This window comes from Geomicrobium sp. JSM 1781026 (genome assembly GCF_041949955.1).
Taxonomy (GTDB): domain Bacteria; phylum Bacillota; class Bacilli; order Bacillales; family Marinococcaceae; genus Geomicrobium_A.
In genome coordinates, this window is sequence record NZ_JBHFQF010000001.1 from 395,540 (window position 1) to 411,991 (window position 16,452).

Annotated in this window: 15 protein-coding genes; 12 read left to right on the forward strand and 3 right to left on the reverse strand. The window is 46.7% G+C overall.

Annotated features, from left to right (window positions below; translation table 11 throughout):
* Positions 1 to 2: 2 nt before the first annotated feature.
* The 12 genes from ACE1TF_RS01980 to pyrE all read left to right on the forward strand — a co-directional run bounded on the left by ACE1TF_RS01980 (position 3) and on the right by pyrE (position 12,541).
* Positions 3 to 608, forward strand: coding sequence for a TraR/DksA C4-type zinc finger protein (locus tag ACE1TF_RS01980; RefSeq protein ID WP_375013821.1), 606 nt, complete (start codon positions 3 to 5; stop codon positions 606 to 608).
* A 57-nt stretch (positions 609 to 665) separates the two neighbouring features.
* Entirely contained in the window at positions 666 to 1,148 is a 483-nt protein-coding gene (lspA, locus tag ACE1TF_RS01985; protein WP_375013823.1) for a signal peptidase II, read from the forward strand.
* Positions 1,141 to 2,049: an RluA family pseudouridine synthase gene (locus tag ACE1TF_RS01990; RefSeq protein ID WP_375014093.1), complete on the forward strand. Its 909-nt coding sequence runs from the start codon at positions 1,141 to 1,143 to the stop codon at positions 2,047 to 2,049. The genes lspA and ACE1TF_RS01990 overlap by 8 nt, the downstream gene beginning before the upstream one ends.
* Before the next feature lie 199 nt (positions 2,050 to 2,248).
* Positions 2,249 to 2,788 (forward strand): bifunctional pyr operon transcriptional regulator/uracil phosphoribosyltransferase PyrR, encoded by a 540-nt coding sequence (gene pyrR / locus ACE1TF_RS01995; protein ID WP_375013825.1) that lies wholly within the window; start codon positions 2,249 to 2,251, stop codon positions 2,786 to 2,788.
* A 160-nt stretch (positions 2,789 to 2,948) separates the two neighbouring features.
* A complete protein-coding gene (locus ACE1TF_RS02000) occupies positions 2,949 to 4,277 on the forward strand; it encodes a uracil-xanthine permease family protein (RefSeq protein ID WP_375013827.1) in 1,329 nt (442 codons plus the stop codon).
* Positions 4,278 to 4,288: 11 nt separating this feature from the next.
* Positions 4,289 to 5,191: an aspartate carbamoyltransferase catalytic subunit gene (locus ACE1TF_RS02005; RefSeq protein WP_042402038.1), complete on the forward strand. Its 903-nt coding sequence runs from the start codon at positions 4,289 to 4,291 to the stop codon at positions 5,189 to 5,191.
* On the forward strand, positions 5,192 to 6,277 hold the full coding sequence (gene carA, locus ACE1TF_RS02010; RefSeq protein WP_375013829.1) for a glutamine-hydrolyzing carbamoyl-phosphate synthase small subunit: 1,086 nt from the start codon (positions 5,192 to 5,194) through the stop codon (positions 6,275 to 6,277).
* A 2-nt stretch (positions 6,278 to 6,279) separates the two neighbouring features.
* Positions 6,280 to 9,495: a carbamoyl-phosphate synthase large subunit gene (gene carB, locus ACE1TF_RS02015; RefSeq protein ID WP_375013831.1), complete on the forward strand. Its 3,216-nt coding sequence runs from the start codon at positions 6,280 to 6,282 to the stop codon at positions 9,493 to 9,495.
* On the forward strand, positions 9,495 to 10,268 hold the full coding sequence (locus ACE1TF_RS02020) for a dihydroorotate dehydrogenase electron transfer subunit (RefSeq protein ID WP_375013833.1): 774 nt from the start codon (positions 9,495 to 9,497) through the stop codon (positions 10,266 to 10,268). Before carB ends, ACE1TF_RS02020 begins: the two co-directional genes overlap by 1 nt.
* Positions 10,265 to 11,185, forward strand: coding sequence for a dihydroorotate dehydrogenase (locus ACE1TF_RS02025; RefSeq protein ID WP_375013835.1), 921 nt, complete (start codon positions 10,265 to 10,267; stop codon positions 11,183 to 11,185). Before ACE1TF_RS02020 ends, ACE1TF_RS02025 begins: the two co-directional genes overlap by 4 nt.
* Positions 11,185 to 11,898, forward strand: coding sequence for an orotidine-5'-phosphate decarboxylase (gene pyrF, locus ACE1TF_RS02030; protein ID WP_375013837.1), 714 nt, complete (start codon positions 11,185 to 11,187; stop codon positions 11,896 to 11,898). The genes ACE1TF_RS02025 and pyrF overlap by 1 nt, the downstream gene beginning before the upstream one ends.
* A gap of 13 nt (positions 11,899 to 11,911) precedes the next feature.
* Positions 11,912 to 12,541: an orotate phosphoribosyltransferase gene (gene pyrE, locus ACE1TF_RS02035; RefSeq protein ID WP_042401950.1), complete on the forward strand. Its 630-nt coding sequence runs from the start codon at positions 11,912 to 11,914 to the stop codon at positions 12,539 to 12,541.
* A gap of 507 nt (positions 12,542 to 13,048) precedes the next feature.
* Here the strand turns inward: pyrE and ACE1TF_RS02040 are convergent.
* The 3 genes from ACE1TF_RS02040 to ACE1TF_RS02050 all read right to left on the reverse strand — a co-directional run bounded on the left by ACE1TF_RS02040 (position 13,049) and on the right by ACE1TF_RS02050 (position 16,376).
* Positions 13,049 to 13,207 carry a hypothetical protein gene (locus tag ACE1TF_RS02040; RefSeq protein ID WP_375013839.1) on the reverse strand — a complete coding sequence of 53 codons (159 nt, stop codon included), beginning with the start codon at positions 13,205 to 13,207 and terminating at the stop codon, positions 13,049 to 13,051.
* Positions 13,208 to 13,495: 288 nt separating this feature from the next.
* On the reverse strand, positions 13,496 to 14,659 hold the full coding sequence (locus ACE1TF_RS02045) for a dicarboxylate/amino acid:cation symporter (RefSeq protein ID WP_375013841.1): 1,164 nt from the start codon (positions 14,657 to 14,659) through the stop codon (positions 13,496 to 13,498).
* 13 nt (positions 14,660 to 14,672) lie between these two features.
* Positions 14,673 to 16,376 carry an Rqc2 family fibronectin-binding protein gene (locus ACE1TF_RS02050; protein WP_375013843.1) on the reverse strand — a complete coding sequence of 568 codons (1,704 nt, stop codon included), beginning with the start codon at positions 16,374 to 16,376 and terminating at the stop codon, positions 14,673 to 14,675.
* Between the last annotated feature and the right edge of the window lie 76 nt (positions 16,377 to 16,452).

Here is a 16,452-nt window from a genome sequence, read left to right on the forward strand (position 1 = left end):
CAATGGCTTCTATTCATGATGCGATTCAAGCTTTGTACAGGCGTAAAAAAGAAATTGAAACACATGCTTTACACGATCGAGTGGATGGCAGAGATAATGAATTGTCGGTGTACGACAATCACCCGGCGGATTCAAGTGATATTTACTTTGAAGCGAGTAAAGACCGGGTGTTAGAAGAATTTCGTCATCAAGAGTACGATCAAGTGATGCGAGCGATCGAGAAAGTGGAAATAGGGACGTACGGCATTTGTGAAGCGACAGGTCAGCAAATCCCAATTGAGCGGTTGCTAGCGAGCCCGACAGCCCTGACGATTATTGAAAAAGCGAACGATACGAGGCACGTGGAACCGGCGATGCATGCGCCACCAAGCGAAGCTTTAACATTTGATTCAGCCACGGATCTTTGGGAAGAGTTGTTAAACACAACCGAAGATGAAGGATATAGGGAAACGGCGACCGATGATGGATGGGTAGAAGATGCCCCGGGGTTTACGGAAGAGTATGAGCGCTATGCAAGCACAGGTATTGAAGGTTACACTGGCGCTGAGCACGTGCATATCGTCTCTAGTCATCATCGCCACCTAGAACGAGACAATGAATGGCGGTAACGTGTTTACCGCCTTCCTTTCATGTCTTCTTTCATTGTAAAGGAGCGAACAAACAGAATGATTTTATATTATTTGCTGGCACTAATTATTATTGGCATCGACCAGATCACGAAGATTGCTGTTGATCGGAACATGGAAATTGCTGAGACTATTCCAATTATCGAAAACGTGTTACATATTACCTCGCATCGAAACATGGGTGCTGCATTTGGGATATTGCAAGGACAAATGTGGTTATTTTACATCGTAACTGTCATTGTAACGGTCGGGATTATTTATTATATGCCAAAGCTCGCAAAGCAAAACAAATGGTACGGTATTTCGCTTGGTGTCCTTCTAGGAGGAACGCTCGGGAACTTTATCGATCGCCTATTTCGTAATGAAGTCGTTGACTTTGTTGATGTGTACATTGGAAGTTATAGCTTTCCGATTTTCAACGTTGCAGATGCGGCTTTAACGATCGGTGTCATCGTTTTATTAGTGCTCATGTTCGTGGAAGATCGTAAAGAGAAAAAGGAGAAGAATCATGAATCTGCATGAAACAGAATGGATCATTGATGAGCAAGAAGCCAATTACCGTTTAGATAAGTTCGTCGCAGAAAAAATGACGGTATCAAGAACGCTCGTTCAACAATGGATTGTCGAGGGCCATGTAACGGTCAACGGTGAAACCTCGAAGAGCAATTATAAAGTAACGAAAGACGACCGTGTTCATGTTATACCGAAAGAGCGGGAACCAATCCGAGCCGTTCCGGAAGATATAGCGCTAGACATTCGCTACGAAGACAACGACTTACTTGTGATTAATAAACCAAGAGGCATGGTCGTTCATCCAGCCCCGGGTCACACGAGCGGCACGGTCGTGAATGGGCTGCTCGGCATGAAGCAGCAGTTGTCATCCGTTAACGATGATACCGTTCGTCCGGGTGTCGTCCACCGAATTGACAAAGATACGAGTGGATTGTTAATTGTCGCTAAAAATGACACCAGTCACGAAGCGCTTGCTAAACAATTGCAAGAACGCACGTTGAAACGTACGTATGTAGCGATTGTCCACGGCATTATTTCTCACCAAAATGGCACGATTGATGCTCCACTAGGACGAGATGTGCAAGATCGACAAAAGATGACGGTGACCGACTTGCATTCAAAAGAAGCCATTACACATTTTTCAGTGATGCAACGATTTGCTAAATACACGCTTGTCGAATGTCGATTGGAAACGGGTAGAACGCATCAAATTCGGGTGCACATGGAGTATATCGGTCATCCTCTTGCTGGAGACCCGAAGTACGGGGTAAGAAATAGCTTACCGATTGCAGGACAAGCGTTACACGCTCGGGCGTTGACGTTTATTCAGCCGACGACTGGCGAAGCGATGACCGTTGAGGCGGAACTTCCAGATGATATGCAGTCTTTAATTAACAATTTAGAACATTAAAGAGTGGATTGACAGTCGCTCTATTATCTGAAATAATGATCTAAGAAATGAATAGCCCTTTAACACAGTCCGGAGAGGCTGAGAAGGAACCTGGCGAAAAGCAACGACCAACTTGTGGTTGCCTGCAGTTGAGTATGCCCAAAACCTCTCCGTACTGGAGAGGTTTTTTTATGTACTACGTAAAGGAGTGGGTGTACACATGAGCTCAGGAGAGCAGATTTTACTTGACGAAGCTGCCATGAATCGGGCGCTAAAGCGTATTTCACATGAGATGATTGAAAAAAATAAAGGGATGAGTGACACGATTCTCGTCGGAATCAAAACACGAGGATACCCGATCGCACTCCGTTTAAAAGAGCATATCGAACGCATCGAAAATGTGAATGTAACCGTCGGAAGCATGGACATCACATTGTATCGAGATGATCTTCATAAAAAGCAAGAAGACCCAGAAATCCACCAAGTTGAGATTTCGACATCCATTGAAAATCAACGTGTCATACTCGTTGATGATGTGCTTTATACAGGCAGAACCGTGCGCTCAGCTATGGATGCCTTGATGGACCTTGGACGGCCGTCACAAATTCAGCTAGCTGTTCTCGTAGACCGAGGCCATCGTGAGCTTCCGATCCGAGCCGATTACGTAGGCAAAAACGTTCCGACTTCGTCCAGTGAGACGATTCACGTGAGCTTACAAGAGGTGGATCATTCAGACTCCGTCTTTCTACAAAATCAATAACATTACGTTTCTCTTTAAAATGGTCCCGTGAGGCTGTAAAGAGGTTGTATCCTGTCGAAAGTGTGGCGAACATCGCTTCCCTTTTTGTCAGTGTGCGGTCAACTCTTTGCTCCTTGGGCAAAGGGTTTTTTTATGAAAATGATGAGGTGGAGGAAACAACATGAATCGCAATCCAAACGCAATACTCGACGTACACGAAAGACCTAAACCTGCGAAATGGATCATCCTCAGCATGCAGCACTTATTTGCCATGTTTGGAGCAACCATTTTAGTTCCAATCTTGACAGGATTAAGCCCTTCTGTCGCTCTCGTTTCGAGCGGACTAGGGACGCTCGCTTATCTCGTTGTTACCCGAGGGAAAATTCCTGCATATGTCGGCTCATCTTTTGCCTTTATTAGCCCCCTCATCAGTGCGATGGCGTTTGGCGGACCCGGGGCTGTGATGCTCGGGACGTTCTCCGCCGGTGTGGTGTATGGTGCGACAGCGATGTTAATTACCGCCTTTGGCGTAAACTGGTTGCTAAGATTATTACCTCCGATTGTCGTCGGTCCTGTCATTATGGTAATTGGGCTCGGACTCGCCTCAACGGCGATTGAGATGGCGATGAATTATAACCAAGATACAGGAGAGTTTGTCGATACACCGTTACACTTTACCGTAGCCCTTGTCACACTAGGAGTAACCATCGTTTCCTCATTGTTTTTTAAAGGTTTTTTCCGACTGATTCCAGTACTGATCGGTCTTGTGTCCGGCTACTTGCTATCCATTGTTGTTGGAATTGTCGACTTGACACCGGTAAGGGAAGCCGCATGGTTTCATGTGCCTGACTTCGCCATCCCTTACCTCACAGTTGACCCGATTTATTCGTTAACGATCATCGGAATTATGGCCCCGATTGCGCTTGTCACAATGGCAGAGCACATCGGTGACCAAATGGTACTCAGTAAAATTACAGGAAAGAATTTCATTAAGAACCCGGGGTTAAATCGCTCGCTACTCGGCGATGGTGTTGCCTCCATCGTTGCAAGTTTAATTGGAGGTCCACCGAACACGACGTATGGTGAAAATATTGGGGTGCTTGCCATCACGCGCGTCTTTAGCGTGTTCGTCATCGGGGGTGCGGCGGTGTTTGCCATCTTGTTTGGTTTCTCAGGCAAGATTGAAGCGTTTATTGCAAGCATACCGACATCCGTAATGGGTGGTGTGTCGATCTTACTGTTTGGAATTATCGCTTCATCAGGACTTCGACTTATGGTAGAGAATCGTTTAGACATGTCAGAGAACCGAAATCTCGTCATCGCATCCGTCATCTTAGTGATTGGGATTGGTGGTGCCTTTATTGAAATCACCGATGATCTCGTTATCCCATCTATGGCACTCGCCACATTTATTGGGATGTTTCTCCACGCAATTTTGCCAAATAAAGATCTTGGCTATGGAAATGGGAAGCTGTTCGATAGCATGGATGAAGACAATACAGAGGAGTGATGGGTATGACAGTGCAAAACTTTACGTCAATGGAAGATCTAACAGTGCAAGAGATCGGCAAGCTTCTAGAAGCAGCGAAACGCTTTAAGCAAGGGGAGAAGGAGCATGTTGGGGGTAGCGGTTTTATCGCAAACGTCTTTTATGAACCGAGTACGCGAACGAAGCTTTCTTTTGAAGCTGCAGAAAAGCGTCTCGGTCTCTCCCCGCTCAATGTAGATGCTGACCATTCCAGTGTTCAAAAAGGGGAGTCGCTGTACGACACGGTACGAACATTGCAAGCCATTGGCGCAGAGGCCGCTGTCATTCGCCATTCAACGACGGCCTTTTATGAGTCACTGCAAGGGATTGGCATTCCGATTATTAATGCTGGCGATGGGAGCGGCCAGCACCCTTCCCAATCGATTCTCGACCTGTTTACAATTCAAGAATCGTTTGGCCGCTTTCACGGCCTGAACGTGACGATTGTAGGTGATATCGTCCATAGTCGAGTAGCCGCATCTAACATGATCGCTTTGCAAAAGTTAGGCGCAAATGTCATGACAGCAGGCCCGAAGGCTTGGTCTAACGAGAAGACGCACCACTGTCGTCACATTTCCATGGAAGAAGCCGTTCAAACGAGTGACGTCGTCATGCTCCTTCGGGTACAACACGAACGCCATGACGAACGAACGGCAATGAACGACTATCACGAGCAGTATGGCCTCACCGAGAAACGCGAAAAACAAATGAAGAAAAACAGCATTATTATGCATCCTGGACCGTTTAACAGAGGCGTTGAGATCGCTTCCTCAGTCGTTGAATGCCAACGATCACGAATTTTTCAACAAGTGGAAAATGGTGTGTATTGCCGGATGGCGATTCTCCAAGAAATTCTACAGAAAAAAAACATTCATGCCCTTGAAGGAGTGGTGTAATTGAAACGTCAACTCATTTTAGAAGATGGACATGTATTTACAGGAAGAGCATTTGGAAGTAAAAAAGAACAAAGTGGCGAAATTGTTTTTAACACAGGAATGACGGGTTATCAAGAAATTATGTCTGACCCGTCTTATAGCGGACAAATTATTACATTTACATATCCTCTGATCGGAAATTACGGCACGAACCGTTCAGATTTTGAGACGATTGCCCCTTCGTTGCACGGCGTCGTTGTGAAATCTCTTTCCCCTTATCCGAATCATTGGAAACATAGCGAGTCTTTCAATGATTTACTCGTACGTTTTGATGTTCCAGGAATTGAAGGTGTTGACACGAGAAAGCTAACGAAATTAATTCGAGACAAAGGGACCGTACGCGCGGTAATTTGCAACGAAGAGACGAGTGTTAATCGCGTAATTGAGCAGTTGCAATCTGAAGATGCTGCGAAAAACCAAGTGGCAAAAGTGAGTACGACACATCCATTTAGCGTACCAGGTAGCCACGGTCCGAAAATTGTTTTGATTGATTACGGCGCAAAGCAAAACATTATGCGGGAATTGTTAAAGCGGGGCTGTGAAGTGCATGTCGTTCCATACAATACATCGGCCAAAGACATTCTTAAAGAGAACCCTGATGGCGTGATGCTTTCCAATGGACCTGGAGACCCGAGGGATATTCCGGAGTGTGTGGACGTTGTAAATAATCTTGTCGGAAAAACAAAAATTTTCGGGATTTGTTTAGGCCACCAGCTTTTATGCCTCGCGCTTGGCGGGCGTGCAGTAAAAATGAAGTTTGGTCACCGGGGGTCAAATCACCCTGTAGTAAACTTGAGAACGCAAACAGTAAGCCTGACTGCACAAAATCATGGGTATACGATTGACGCGGAATCGTTGCTGCATACCCCGCTTTTTGTTACTCATCAAGCCGTTAATGACGGTTCGGTCGAAGGGGTTGCATTGGAAGATGGGAGCGCATTTAGCGTGCAATATCACCCAGAGGCGGCACCGGGTCCAAGTGATGCGAATGCGTTGTTTGATCAGTTTTTGCAGCAAATTAGAAAACCAGTGAAGGAGTTGAGCTAACCATGCCAAAGCGTGAAGACATCAAGAAAATCCTCGTTCTCGGCTCGGGACCGATTGTCATTGGGCAGGCTGCTGAATTCGACTATTCAGGAACGCAAGCGTGCCAAGCACTTCAAGAAGAAGGGTATGAAACGGTTCTTATTAACTCAAATCCCGCAACGATCATGACCGATACGAATATGGCCGATAAAGTGTATATTGAACCGTTAACGTTTGAGTTCGTTTCGCGCATCATCCGTCAAGAACGTCCAGACGGGCTCATTGCTACAATGGGTGGGCAAACGGCATTGAACTTGGCAATGGAACTTGAAGGCAATGGCGTGTTGCAGCAATACGGTACAGAATTGCTCGGTACAGACCTTGAGGCGATTGAAAAAGCCGAAGACCGTGAAGCGTTCCGTTCACTTATGCACGAACTAGGCCAGCCCGTTCCAGCAAGCGAAATTGTTCATTCGGTTGAAGAGGGTGTACAATTTGCTGAAGAAATCGGTCTGCCCGTCATCGTGCGTCCTGCGTATACACTAGGTGGGACGGGTGGTGGAATCGCCAAAACGATGGAGCAATTAAAAGAAACACTCGCTTCTGGTTTAGCGTATAGTCCCGTTGACCAATGCCTCGTTGAACAAAGCATTGCGGGTATGAAAGAAGTCGAGTATGAAGTGATGCGTGACCGAAATGATGATGCGATTGTTGTATGTAACATGGAAAACCTTGATCCAGTTGGCATCCACACAGGAGACTCGATTGTAACAGCCCCATCACAAACACTCACAGACCGTGATTATCAACGGTTACGCGATGCATCGCTTACGATTATCCGTGCCCTTAAAATCGAAGGGGGCTGTAATGTACAGCTTGCTCATGATCCACACTCCGACGAATATTACGTGATCGAAGTGAACCCGCGAGTGAGCCGATCGTCAGCGCTTGCCTCGAAAGCAACCGGCTATCCGATTGCGAAAATCGCCACAAAAATTGCTGTTGGCTATCATCTGAAAGAATTAAAAAACCCAGTAACGAAACGAACATACGCAAGCTTTGAGCCTGCTCTTGATTATATCGTTACGAAAATTCCACGCTGGCCGTTTGATAAGTTCTCGTCAGCGAACCGGAAACTAGGCACACAAATGAAAGCGACCGGCGAAGTGATGGCGATCGGTCGGACGTTTGGAGAGTCACTACTCAAAGGCATTCGTTCACTAGATATGAAAGACGACCATCTGCTTTTGCCTCGCTATGAAAAAGAAACGGATGAAGCACTCATTCACCAGTGGGAAAATGCCGATGATGAACGATTGTTCGCCGTCGCTGAAGGGTTTCGAAGAGGGTTTACGGTAGCTGAGCTCCACAAACATACAGCGATTGATGCGTTCTACTTGATGCATATCGAAGGGCTTGTTCACCTTCACCTCGCCCTCAATGATGCGCCGTGGGATGCGGAATTGTTGCAAACAGCTAAGGAAAATGGTTTCTCAGACTTGACGGTCTCTCAATTGTGGGACACGACTGAAGGAGAAATACGGGCATTTAGAAAGCAACAGAACATGACGCCAGTGTACAAAATGGTCGATACGTGTGCAGCGGAGTTTGCCTCGGAGACTCCATATTTCTATAGCACGTTTGAGGAGGAAAACGAATCCATCAAAACCGAAAAACCATCGGTACTCGTGCTTGGTTCAGGACCGATTCGAATCGGGCAAGGTGTTGAATTTGATTATGCGACCGTTCATAGCGTGTGGGCGATTCAAGAAGCTGGATACGAAGCGATCATCATCAACAATAACCCCGAAACCGTGTCAACCGATTTTAGTATGTCTGACAAACTATATTTCGAACCGTTAACGTTTGAAGATGTGATGAACGTTATTGATCTAGAAAAGCCAAAAGGTGTTGTCGTTCAGTTTGGAGGTCAAACCGCCATCAACCTCGCAGAAAAATTACACGAAGCAGGCGTGAACATTCTTGGCACAACGCTTGAAGCGATGGATACGGCTGAAGACAGAGATAAGTTTGAACGTGCGCTAAAAGGATTGGATGTGCCGATGCCTCCAGGGAAAACCGCTACGTCAGTTGACGGTGCGATTGAGGCGGCGAACGTGCTAGGCTATCCGGTTCTCGTGCGCCCATCCTACGTACTAGGCGGACGGGCGATGGAAATCGTTGATACTGAGGATGAGCTCGTTCGCTATATGAAGGAAGCAGTGCACGTACACGCGGAGCATCCTGTCCTCATTGATCGATATTTCTTTGGAAAAGAAATTGAAGTGGACGCCATTTCTGACGGGAACAACGTGTTCATCCCTGGCATGATGGAGCATATCGAGAGAGCGGGCGTGCATTCTGGTGACTCGATAGCCGTTTATCCTCCACAAACGCTTAGCGAACAGACGAAACAAGAAGTCATACGCCAAACAGAGAAACTTGCCAAAGGGCTTGGCATTATCGGTTTGTTAAACATTCAGTTCGTCTTACACGAAAACAACGTTTACGTGATTGAAGTGAATCCGAGGGCGAGTCGTACGGTACCTTTTCTTAGCAAAATGACAGGTGTACCGATGGCACAACTGGCGACTCAAGTTATTCTAGGTTCGAAGCTTACTGATTTAGGCTACACCGACGTGTATCATCCAGAATCGGACCGTGTATCGGTAAAAGCGCCCGTATTTTCTTTTGCAAAGCTGCGCCGTGTGGACATTCATCTCGGACCAGAAATGAAGTCTACTGGGGAAGTGCTCGGGCGAGACTTAAATTTAGAGAAAGCGTTATATAAAGGACTTGTTGCCTCTGGCATGAACATTCCGAGAAAAGGAAATGTGCTTTTTACGATTGCAGACAAAGATAAAGAAGAAGCCGTACGTCTTGCAGAACGCTACGAGCGCCTTGGATTTACGTTAATGGCGACGAGCGGGACAGCAAAGCTACTTGAATCTGAAGGGATCTCTGTTCAGACCGTTCATAAAATTGGAGAAGGTACGCCGAACATCTCGTCACTCATTAAAGACGGAGACGCCCAACTGGTCATCAACACATTCACGAAAGGGAAACAACCCGCACGTGACGGATTCCGCATTCGTAGAGAAGCGGTTGAACATGAAATCATCTGCTTAACCTCAATGGATACCGCGTTTGCATTGTTACACGTTTTAGAAATGATGTCTTTCGCGACGGAGCCTGTCCCACGCTTAGAGCGAGTGCAAGTGAAAGAAGGTGTTCAGTGATGCACTCAAAACCAATGAAAGTCATACGAAATCGTGAGATCGCAAAAGATACGTACGAGCTCATTTTAAGTGGTGAACTCGTTCAGCATCTACATGAAGCAGGCACCTTTCTCCACGTTCGCGTGCCTGAGGAGAACTTCGTATTACGCAGGCCGCTTAGTTTAGCAGCGGTGAATCACGAACTCGGAACGTGTACGATCATTTATAAACGTGTCGGAGACGGGACAGAGCGGATTACGTCTGCTCGTCCAAACGATCGACTCGATGTGCTCGGCCCCCTTGGTGGGAGCACATTTCCTGTATCGCTGCCAAAGAACGCTGACCGAATTTTACTCGTCGGGGGAGGGGTCGGAATTCCTCCTATCTACTTTGCAGCCAGGCAACTGACAGAACGAGGCATCCCAGTTTCAATTATTGCCGGCTATGCAGACAAGGAATCCGTGTTTTATGAGAAAGCATTTTACGAACTTCCCCACAGTGACGTGACGATCGTTACCGACGACGGCAGTCACGGTGAAAAAGGAACCGTCATCGACATACTAAAGAAACAGCCAGTAGCAGACTGGCTGTTTGCCTGCGGTCCGAGAGGAATGCTGCGTGCACTAAAGGAAGAAGTGCCGGATGAAACGAACTGTTATGTCTCTTTAGAAGAACATATGGGGTGCGGGATCGGTGCTTGTTATGCGTGCATCTGTGAGTCAAGTGATCGACGGTCTTATTTTAAAGTTTGTCAAGATGGACCCGTTTTCCGAGCGGAGGAGGTATATCTATGAATCGAGAAAGATTGGCGATTGAGCTTCCTGGTTTGTCAATGAAAAATCCAATCATGCCAGCTTCTGGCTGCTTTGGTTTCGGAAGAGAATATGCGAAGTTGTATGACCTGTCTTGTTTAGGAGCGATTGCGATTAAAGGGACGACTGGAGACATGCGTCTTGGCAATCCAACGCCGAGAGTTGCAGAAAGTCCTTCGGGCATGCTCAATGCCATCGGCTTGCAAAACCCTGGGGCAGAGGCGGTGCGAGATGAAGAGCTTCTGTTTTTGAATGCGTATGATTTGCCAGTGTTGGCGAATGTATCGGGGTCGACCCCAGAAGAATATTTGCACGTCATTGATACGCTGAAAGCAGCTGAGAATGTCGGTGCATTTGAACTAAACATCTCGTGCCCGAATGTGAAAACGGGGGGCATCCAGTTTGGAACCGACCCAGAACAAGCGGCTAGTTTAACGCAACTGGCAAAACAAGTAACGGATAAGCCGGTCTATGTGAAATTGTCACCGAATGTAACGGATGTAGTAGCCATTGCCAAAGCTGTGGAAGCGGCCGGTGCAGACGGGTTGTCAATGATCAATACGCTCGTAGGGATGCGCTTTGACTGGAAAACGAAACAGCCAATACTTGCCAACGAAAGAGGCGGTTTGTCAGGACCTGCGATTAAGCCTGTCGCCCTACGCATGATTTATGATGTCCGCCAAGTATCGGACTTACCGATTATTGGTATGGGCGGCATTTCAAACGCAAAAGATGTGATGGAATTCTTTATCGCTGGAGCGAACGCAGTGGCGGTAGGAACGGCTAACTTTACAGATCCGTTTGCATGCCCAACGATCATTAATGAGCTGGAGACGTGGCTCGACGAAATGGGCGTGGACCACGTGACAGAACTTATGGCAAACGGGGTGATGTCTTAATGGAACACCCGTTATTCATTGCTCTAGATATGAGTTCGAAAGCGGAAGCTGAAGATTTTTTGAAGCGATTTGACGGTCGTTTACCCGCGTTAAAAGTGGGAATGGAACTTTTCTATACTGCAGGACCAGCCTTTATTCATAACCTGAAAGAACGAGGACACCCTCTCTTTTTAGATGTGAAGTGTCATGATATCCCGAAAACTGTGGAACGCACGATGAAGCAAATTGCCGGATTAGGTGTCGATCTTGTGACGACCCATGCGCTTGGGGGTACCGAGATGATGGAGGCAGCAAGAGAAGGATTGGAACAAGGGCAAATCCACGGTCAAGCGCGTACAAAATGTATTGCGGTAACGGCACTTACGAGCATGACTGAACAAATGTTGCATGAACAATTACTCATCCAAACATCGCTAGATGAAACCGTTCGCCACTTGGCGAAAGCGACGATCACTGCCGGTTTGGACGGCGTCGTTTGTTCCGTACATGAGGTCCGTGACTTAAGACGGAGCGTAGCAGATGATATTTTTACGCTCACGCCAGGCATACGTATGGCCGGTGCGGACACTCATGACCAAAAGCGATCGGCAACACCTGAAACCGCGAGAGCCGAAGCGAGCAGTGCGATTGTCGTCGGACGGGCAATTACCGAAAGTGTGGACCCTGTTGCCACGTATGACCAGATTTATGAACGATGGCACGGTTTGTCGTAAAGGAGAGAAAATGATGGAAGCAAATAAAGAAATTGCAAAACAGTTGTTAGCGATTCAAGCAGTAAGTTTAAAACCGAACGAGCCATTCACGTGGGCATCAGGCATTCAGGCGCCCATTTATTGTGATAACCGCTTAACGTTATCGCACCCGAAACTGCGGACATTTATTGCTGATCAGTTCAACGAACTCATCGGTGCGAAGTTTCCAGAAGCTGACGTCGTTGCTGGAACAGCAACAGCAGGCATTCCCCATGCAGCACTCGTCGCTGAGCGCATGGAGTTGCCGATGATTTACGTGCGAGGAAAGGCGAAGGCCCACGGAAAAGGGAACCAAATCGAAGGACAATTACTCGCCGGTCAAAAGGTTGTCATAGTTGAAGATCTCGTGTCAACGGGAGGCAGCTCTTTGCAAGCCGCAAAAGCAGTCGTTGATGCAGGGGGGCAAGTGCTCGGGATTGTGGCCATTTTCTCTTACGGCTTAGATGCAGCCATAAACAATATGGAATCGGAAAACGTGCCGTTATATACGCTCACTGACTTCCAGACGTTGCTTGACGTTTCCCAATCGGAAGGCACACTCTCAAAGCGAGAGTACGACAAATTAGTAAGATGGCAACAAGCACCAAATGACTGGCAAACGTAAGACGGTAGTTACTTACATACAAAAGCTTTCGTAGAGGTGAAGGGGCTTGGTAGCAGAGCCTGTTATATGTGTGAACGTTTATTAAGCTGTCACCGAAAACGAGCTAGTTAGGATCAACTTAACATTTTCCTAGTTGCGCAGTTTGTTGTTGCTTTCCACTGCAGGCGGTTGCTTGTAGTCCAGACTACAAGGGCAACATTGGTGGCCAAAAGACAGCCACCGTGTTTTCTATGTACTCCAGAGCATAAGTGCAACATCGGTGGTCAAAGTACGCCTACCGTGTTTTTTTGACACTCCGTAGCACAAGTGCGACATCGGTTCGGTGCTGCCTCCTGGCTACGGTGTGTTGAAAAAGTCCAAATGCCCCATATATTCATATTTGTGACACTTGAGAAAGAAAAATCATGATTTTACACGTGAATGTGCACATAAATGGTGTCAACTGTCACAAATCGTGCGATTTGTGACAGTTGCGTGCCGAAAGTGCCCGGTTTGAGGGCTGGATTGTCACATACGTGCCCGGCCATCACATGCTTGTGCCAGGTGATGAGCCTCGGTCGCGATTTTTAACCCTTCGGCATACGTTTTTCGTGCCCCCAACCTTTGCGGTGACGAACAACGATCGGCAACGAGGTGAATTTCAACACGCAATACGAAAGCACTCACCCGCAAAGACCCCTCTCGGTCATCCGATTCAATGAAATTCTTTCGTTCAACTTATATAGTTAGGATCAACGTAACATTTTCCTGATTTGTTCAGTTGTTGGGTGTTGGGTTGGATGGGATAGCGCGGTGCCATTTTGCACGTAAGTTTACACTTTCTGCGTTCACGTTTAGCGTGGCGGGTTCGTTCTGAAACGACGTGTACCTTCTGAAACTTTCACTTAGAAAAAGCCCAACATATAATCTTATATGTTGGGCTTTCAGTAATTTCTGCAACTAGATGACTTTTCATTACCCTCGGTTTTTTCCGTGAACGAATCGGTCGACGAGCATGGCGATCGCGCCGTCGCCGGTCACGTTTGTTGCTGTTCCGAAGCTGTCTTGTGCCATGTAAAGTGCGATCATGATGCCAACAGCGGCTTCAGTGAAGCCAAGCATCGTCGTGAGCAGTCCAAGGGAGGCAATGACGGCACCGCCAGGTACGCCTGGAGCGGCAATCATAATTACAGCAAGCGCAAAGATAAACGGCAACATGTTCGCAAATGTCGGTGTAGCTAAATCACCAAACATCATCATAACGGTCGTAGCAGCCATAACAATCGTTATCGTACTGCCTGCGAGGTGGATGTTGGCCCCGAGTGGGATGACGGTCTCTGCCATGCTGTGTCGGACGTTATTTTTCTTTGCGGCCTCTACGGTAACGGGAATCGTCGCTGCACTCGACATCGTTCCGAGCCCGGTGAAATAGGCAGGTAGCATGTTTTTAATGGACGTAAACGGGTTTCTACCAGTAACCGCTCCAGCTGTCGTGAACGTGCCGAGCAAGTAGATCCAATGCGTTCCAATTGCAAGGATAAGAACGAGTGCAAAGGAAGCGAGTGTTTCCCATACTGTACCGTCTGCGGCCATTTCTGCAAAGATGCTTGCAATATAAAAAGGCAATAACGGGATGACGACGTTCCATAACAGCTTTTCGATGATTGTTTTTCCTTCATCGAAGAATCGCTTCAATGTTGGAGATTCGGTTCTCGCAATGCCGATCCCGAAAACAAAGGCCATGACGAGAGCGGTAATGACCCCTAGTGCTGGGTCGATTTCAAGTTCGAACAGCGGAGAGAAGCCACTTTCTTCACCAACATTGGGTTGTGATTCGGTAATGAATAAAGGAAGAACAATAAGTGCAATCACAAACGATAACACACCGGCGAGCACAGATGAGATGTAAGCAATTCCTGCGCTTAATCCTAACGTTTTGCCTGAGTCAGCGCCCATGCTAGCGACACCACTCGTAATAAAAAATAGAATCACAAAAGGGATAATAAAACCTAAAAACTGACCGAAAATCATCTGAAAGGTGACGACAGTTTCCATAACAGCTGAAGGGAGTTGGGTCGCCACGAGTCCGATAACAATCCCGGCGACAATCCCGATGAGCAATTTAATGATGAGTTTCATTCGCTTCTCCTCTCTATTGCTTGAGTTGGTTTACAACAGCCGGATCGGGTGTCACGTAGACGGTGCGCTGTTCATCGTAAGTAACAAACCCTGGTTTTGCCCCGTTTGGTTTTTTCACATGCCGAATGAGCGTGTAGTCGACTGGGACAGACCCGGATTCTTTCGCTTTTGAATGATAGGCGGCGAGTTGAGCGGCTTCCTGAAGGGTCTCCTCACTATATTCTTCGGCGCGAATGACAACATGTGAACCAGGAATGTCTTTCGTATGCAACCACGTATCCGTCTTTCTAGCAAACTTCATCGTCACATATTCATTTTGTTTGTTGTTTTTCCCTACATAGATGTCTATACCTTCACTTGAGCGAAAATGATCGGGTTTTGGTTTTTCAACTTTTTTCTTTTTGTTTTTTTGCTGTTTGTTCTTCAAGTAACCTTCTTCTTCTAATTCTTCTCGTACTTCTCGTAAATCTGCTTGAGCGATCGATTGTAGCTGTTGCAACAGACCATCAAAATAGTCAATCTCACTTTTCGTCTGTTTGAGCTGTTCGACAACCGCTTTTTGGGCGTTTTTCGCTTTATTGTATCTTTTGAAGTACATTTGAGCGTTGTCTGCCGGCGTTTTTTCTGGGTCAAGCTCGATCACAATTGTGGCACCTTCAGGGTCATAATAGTCCATAACCTCAGCTTTTGAATCGCCAAGCTTTAGTTGGTGCATATGCGCAGTCAAAAGTTCCCCGTATTTCTGATTTTGCAAATCGTCTTCTGCTGAACGAGACGTAGCGAATAATTTCTTTTGCTTTCTTTCGTTCTTTTGCAGTTGGTTTCGAATAAAGCGATCAAGGTCGTACGCTTGCTGCTTTACGCGATCTCTTTCCGCTTTGCCTCGATAGAACCCATCAATCATTTCGTTCACCGTTTCGTATCGGCTCGTTTCACCACCAAGATGCTCAAGAGGGAAAAGATAGAAGTACTCTTTTTGATGATGGGTCATGACGACAGGTTCGACCTGATGATTTCGAACACGGTCCATCGTCGTTAGAAAGGCACGAACGAGTGATTGTCGTCCTCCTGATCCAGCGACATGAACCATTTCTTTTGTAATGAGTGGGCTTAATCCTGAATAGCTGTTTAACAATTGTTTGTCCAGGCGCCCGCCGTTCCAATCGATCTTACGAAGCAGATCCTCGTCACTTGCGGAAAAAGGATTGTTTTTATGTTGGCTTGGCGGCGGGGTATACGCTTGTCCTGGCAGCAGTGTTCGATGACGGTTTACAGCAGGAGATACGTGCTTAATAGCGTCAATAAGCTGGTCCTCGTCATCAATTAAAAGTAAGTTGCTATGCTTACCCATAATCTCAATGTGCAATCGCTTTTCTTCGCGATCGCCAATTTCATCAGTTCCTTCAATTGTTAGTTGTGCGATTCGCTCCATCCCAACTTGTGAAATGTCGCGAATGAATCCACCTTCCAGATGCTTTCGTAAAATCCGGCAAAACATCGGTGGTTCTTTATGGCTCGCCTCAGGGGCTTCGCTAAAATGCATTCTTGCGAAACTTGGGTGAATAGAAAAAAGCACCGTATGATTTTGACGGTGGTTACGGATCGTTACGTACACTTCAGTATTGGTTGGTTGTTTTATTTTTGTAATTCTTCCATTGAGTAATGCTTCTTGCCATTCGTTTATGACAGAACGAAGCACCAATCCATCAAAAGACATCGAATCACCCTTTCTTGCAATGAACAGTATAGCATGTTTTGTCCCATTGCTGAATAGGATGGATTATTGAGAAGTC

Coding starts and splice junctions, on each gene's coding strand:
- carB (WP_375013831.1), top strand. CDS start 6,280: ATGCCAAAGCGTGAAGACATCAAGAAAATCCTCGTTCTCGGCTCGGGA.
- lspA (WP_375013823.1), top strand. CDS start 666: ATGATTTTATATTATTTGCTGGCACTAATTATTATTGGCATCGACCAG.
- ACE1TF_RS02045 (WP_375013841.1), bottom strand. CDS start 14,659: ATGAAACTCATCATTAAATTGCTCATCGGGATTGTCGCCGGGATTGTT.
- ACE1TF_RS01980 (WP_375013821.1), top strand. CDS start 3: ATGGCTTCTATTCATGATGCGATTCAAGCTTTGTACAGGCGTAAAAAA.
- pyrE (WP_042401950.1), top strand. CDS start 11,912: ATGGAAGCAAATAAAGAAATTGCAAAACAGTTGTTAGCGATTCAAGCA.
- pyrR (WP_375013825.1), top strand. CDS start 2,249: ATGAGCTCAGGAGAGCAGATTTTACTTGACGAAGCTGCCATGAATCGG.
- ACE1TF_RS02025 (WP_375013835.1), top strand. CDS start 10,265: ATGAATCGAGAAAGATTGGCGATTGAGCTTCCTGGTTTGTCAATGAAA.
- pyrF (WP_375013837.1), top strand. CDS start 11,185: ATGGAACACCCGTTATTCATTGCTCTAGATATGAGTTCGAAAGCGGAA.
- ACE1TF_RS02050 (WP_375013843.1), bottom strand. CDS start 16,376: ATGTCTTTTGATGGATTGGTGCTTCGTTCTGTCATAAACGAATGGCAA.
- ACE1TF_RS02020 (WP_375013833.1), top strand. CDS start 9,495: ATGCACTCAAAACCAATGAAAGTCATACGAAATCGTGAGATCGCAAAA.
- ACE1TF_RS02000 (WP_375013827.1), top strand. CDS start 2,949: ATGAATCGCAATCCAAACGCAATACTCGACGTACACGAAAGACCTAAA.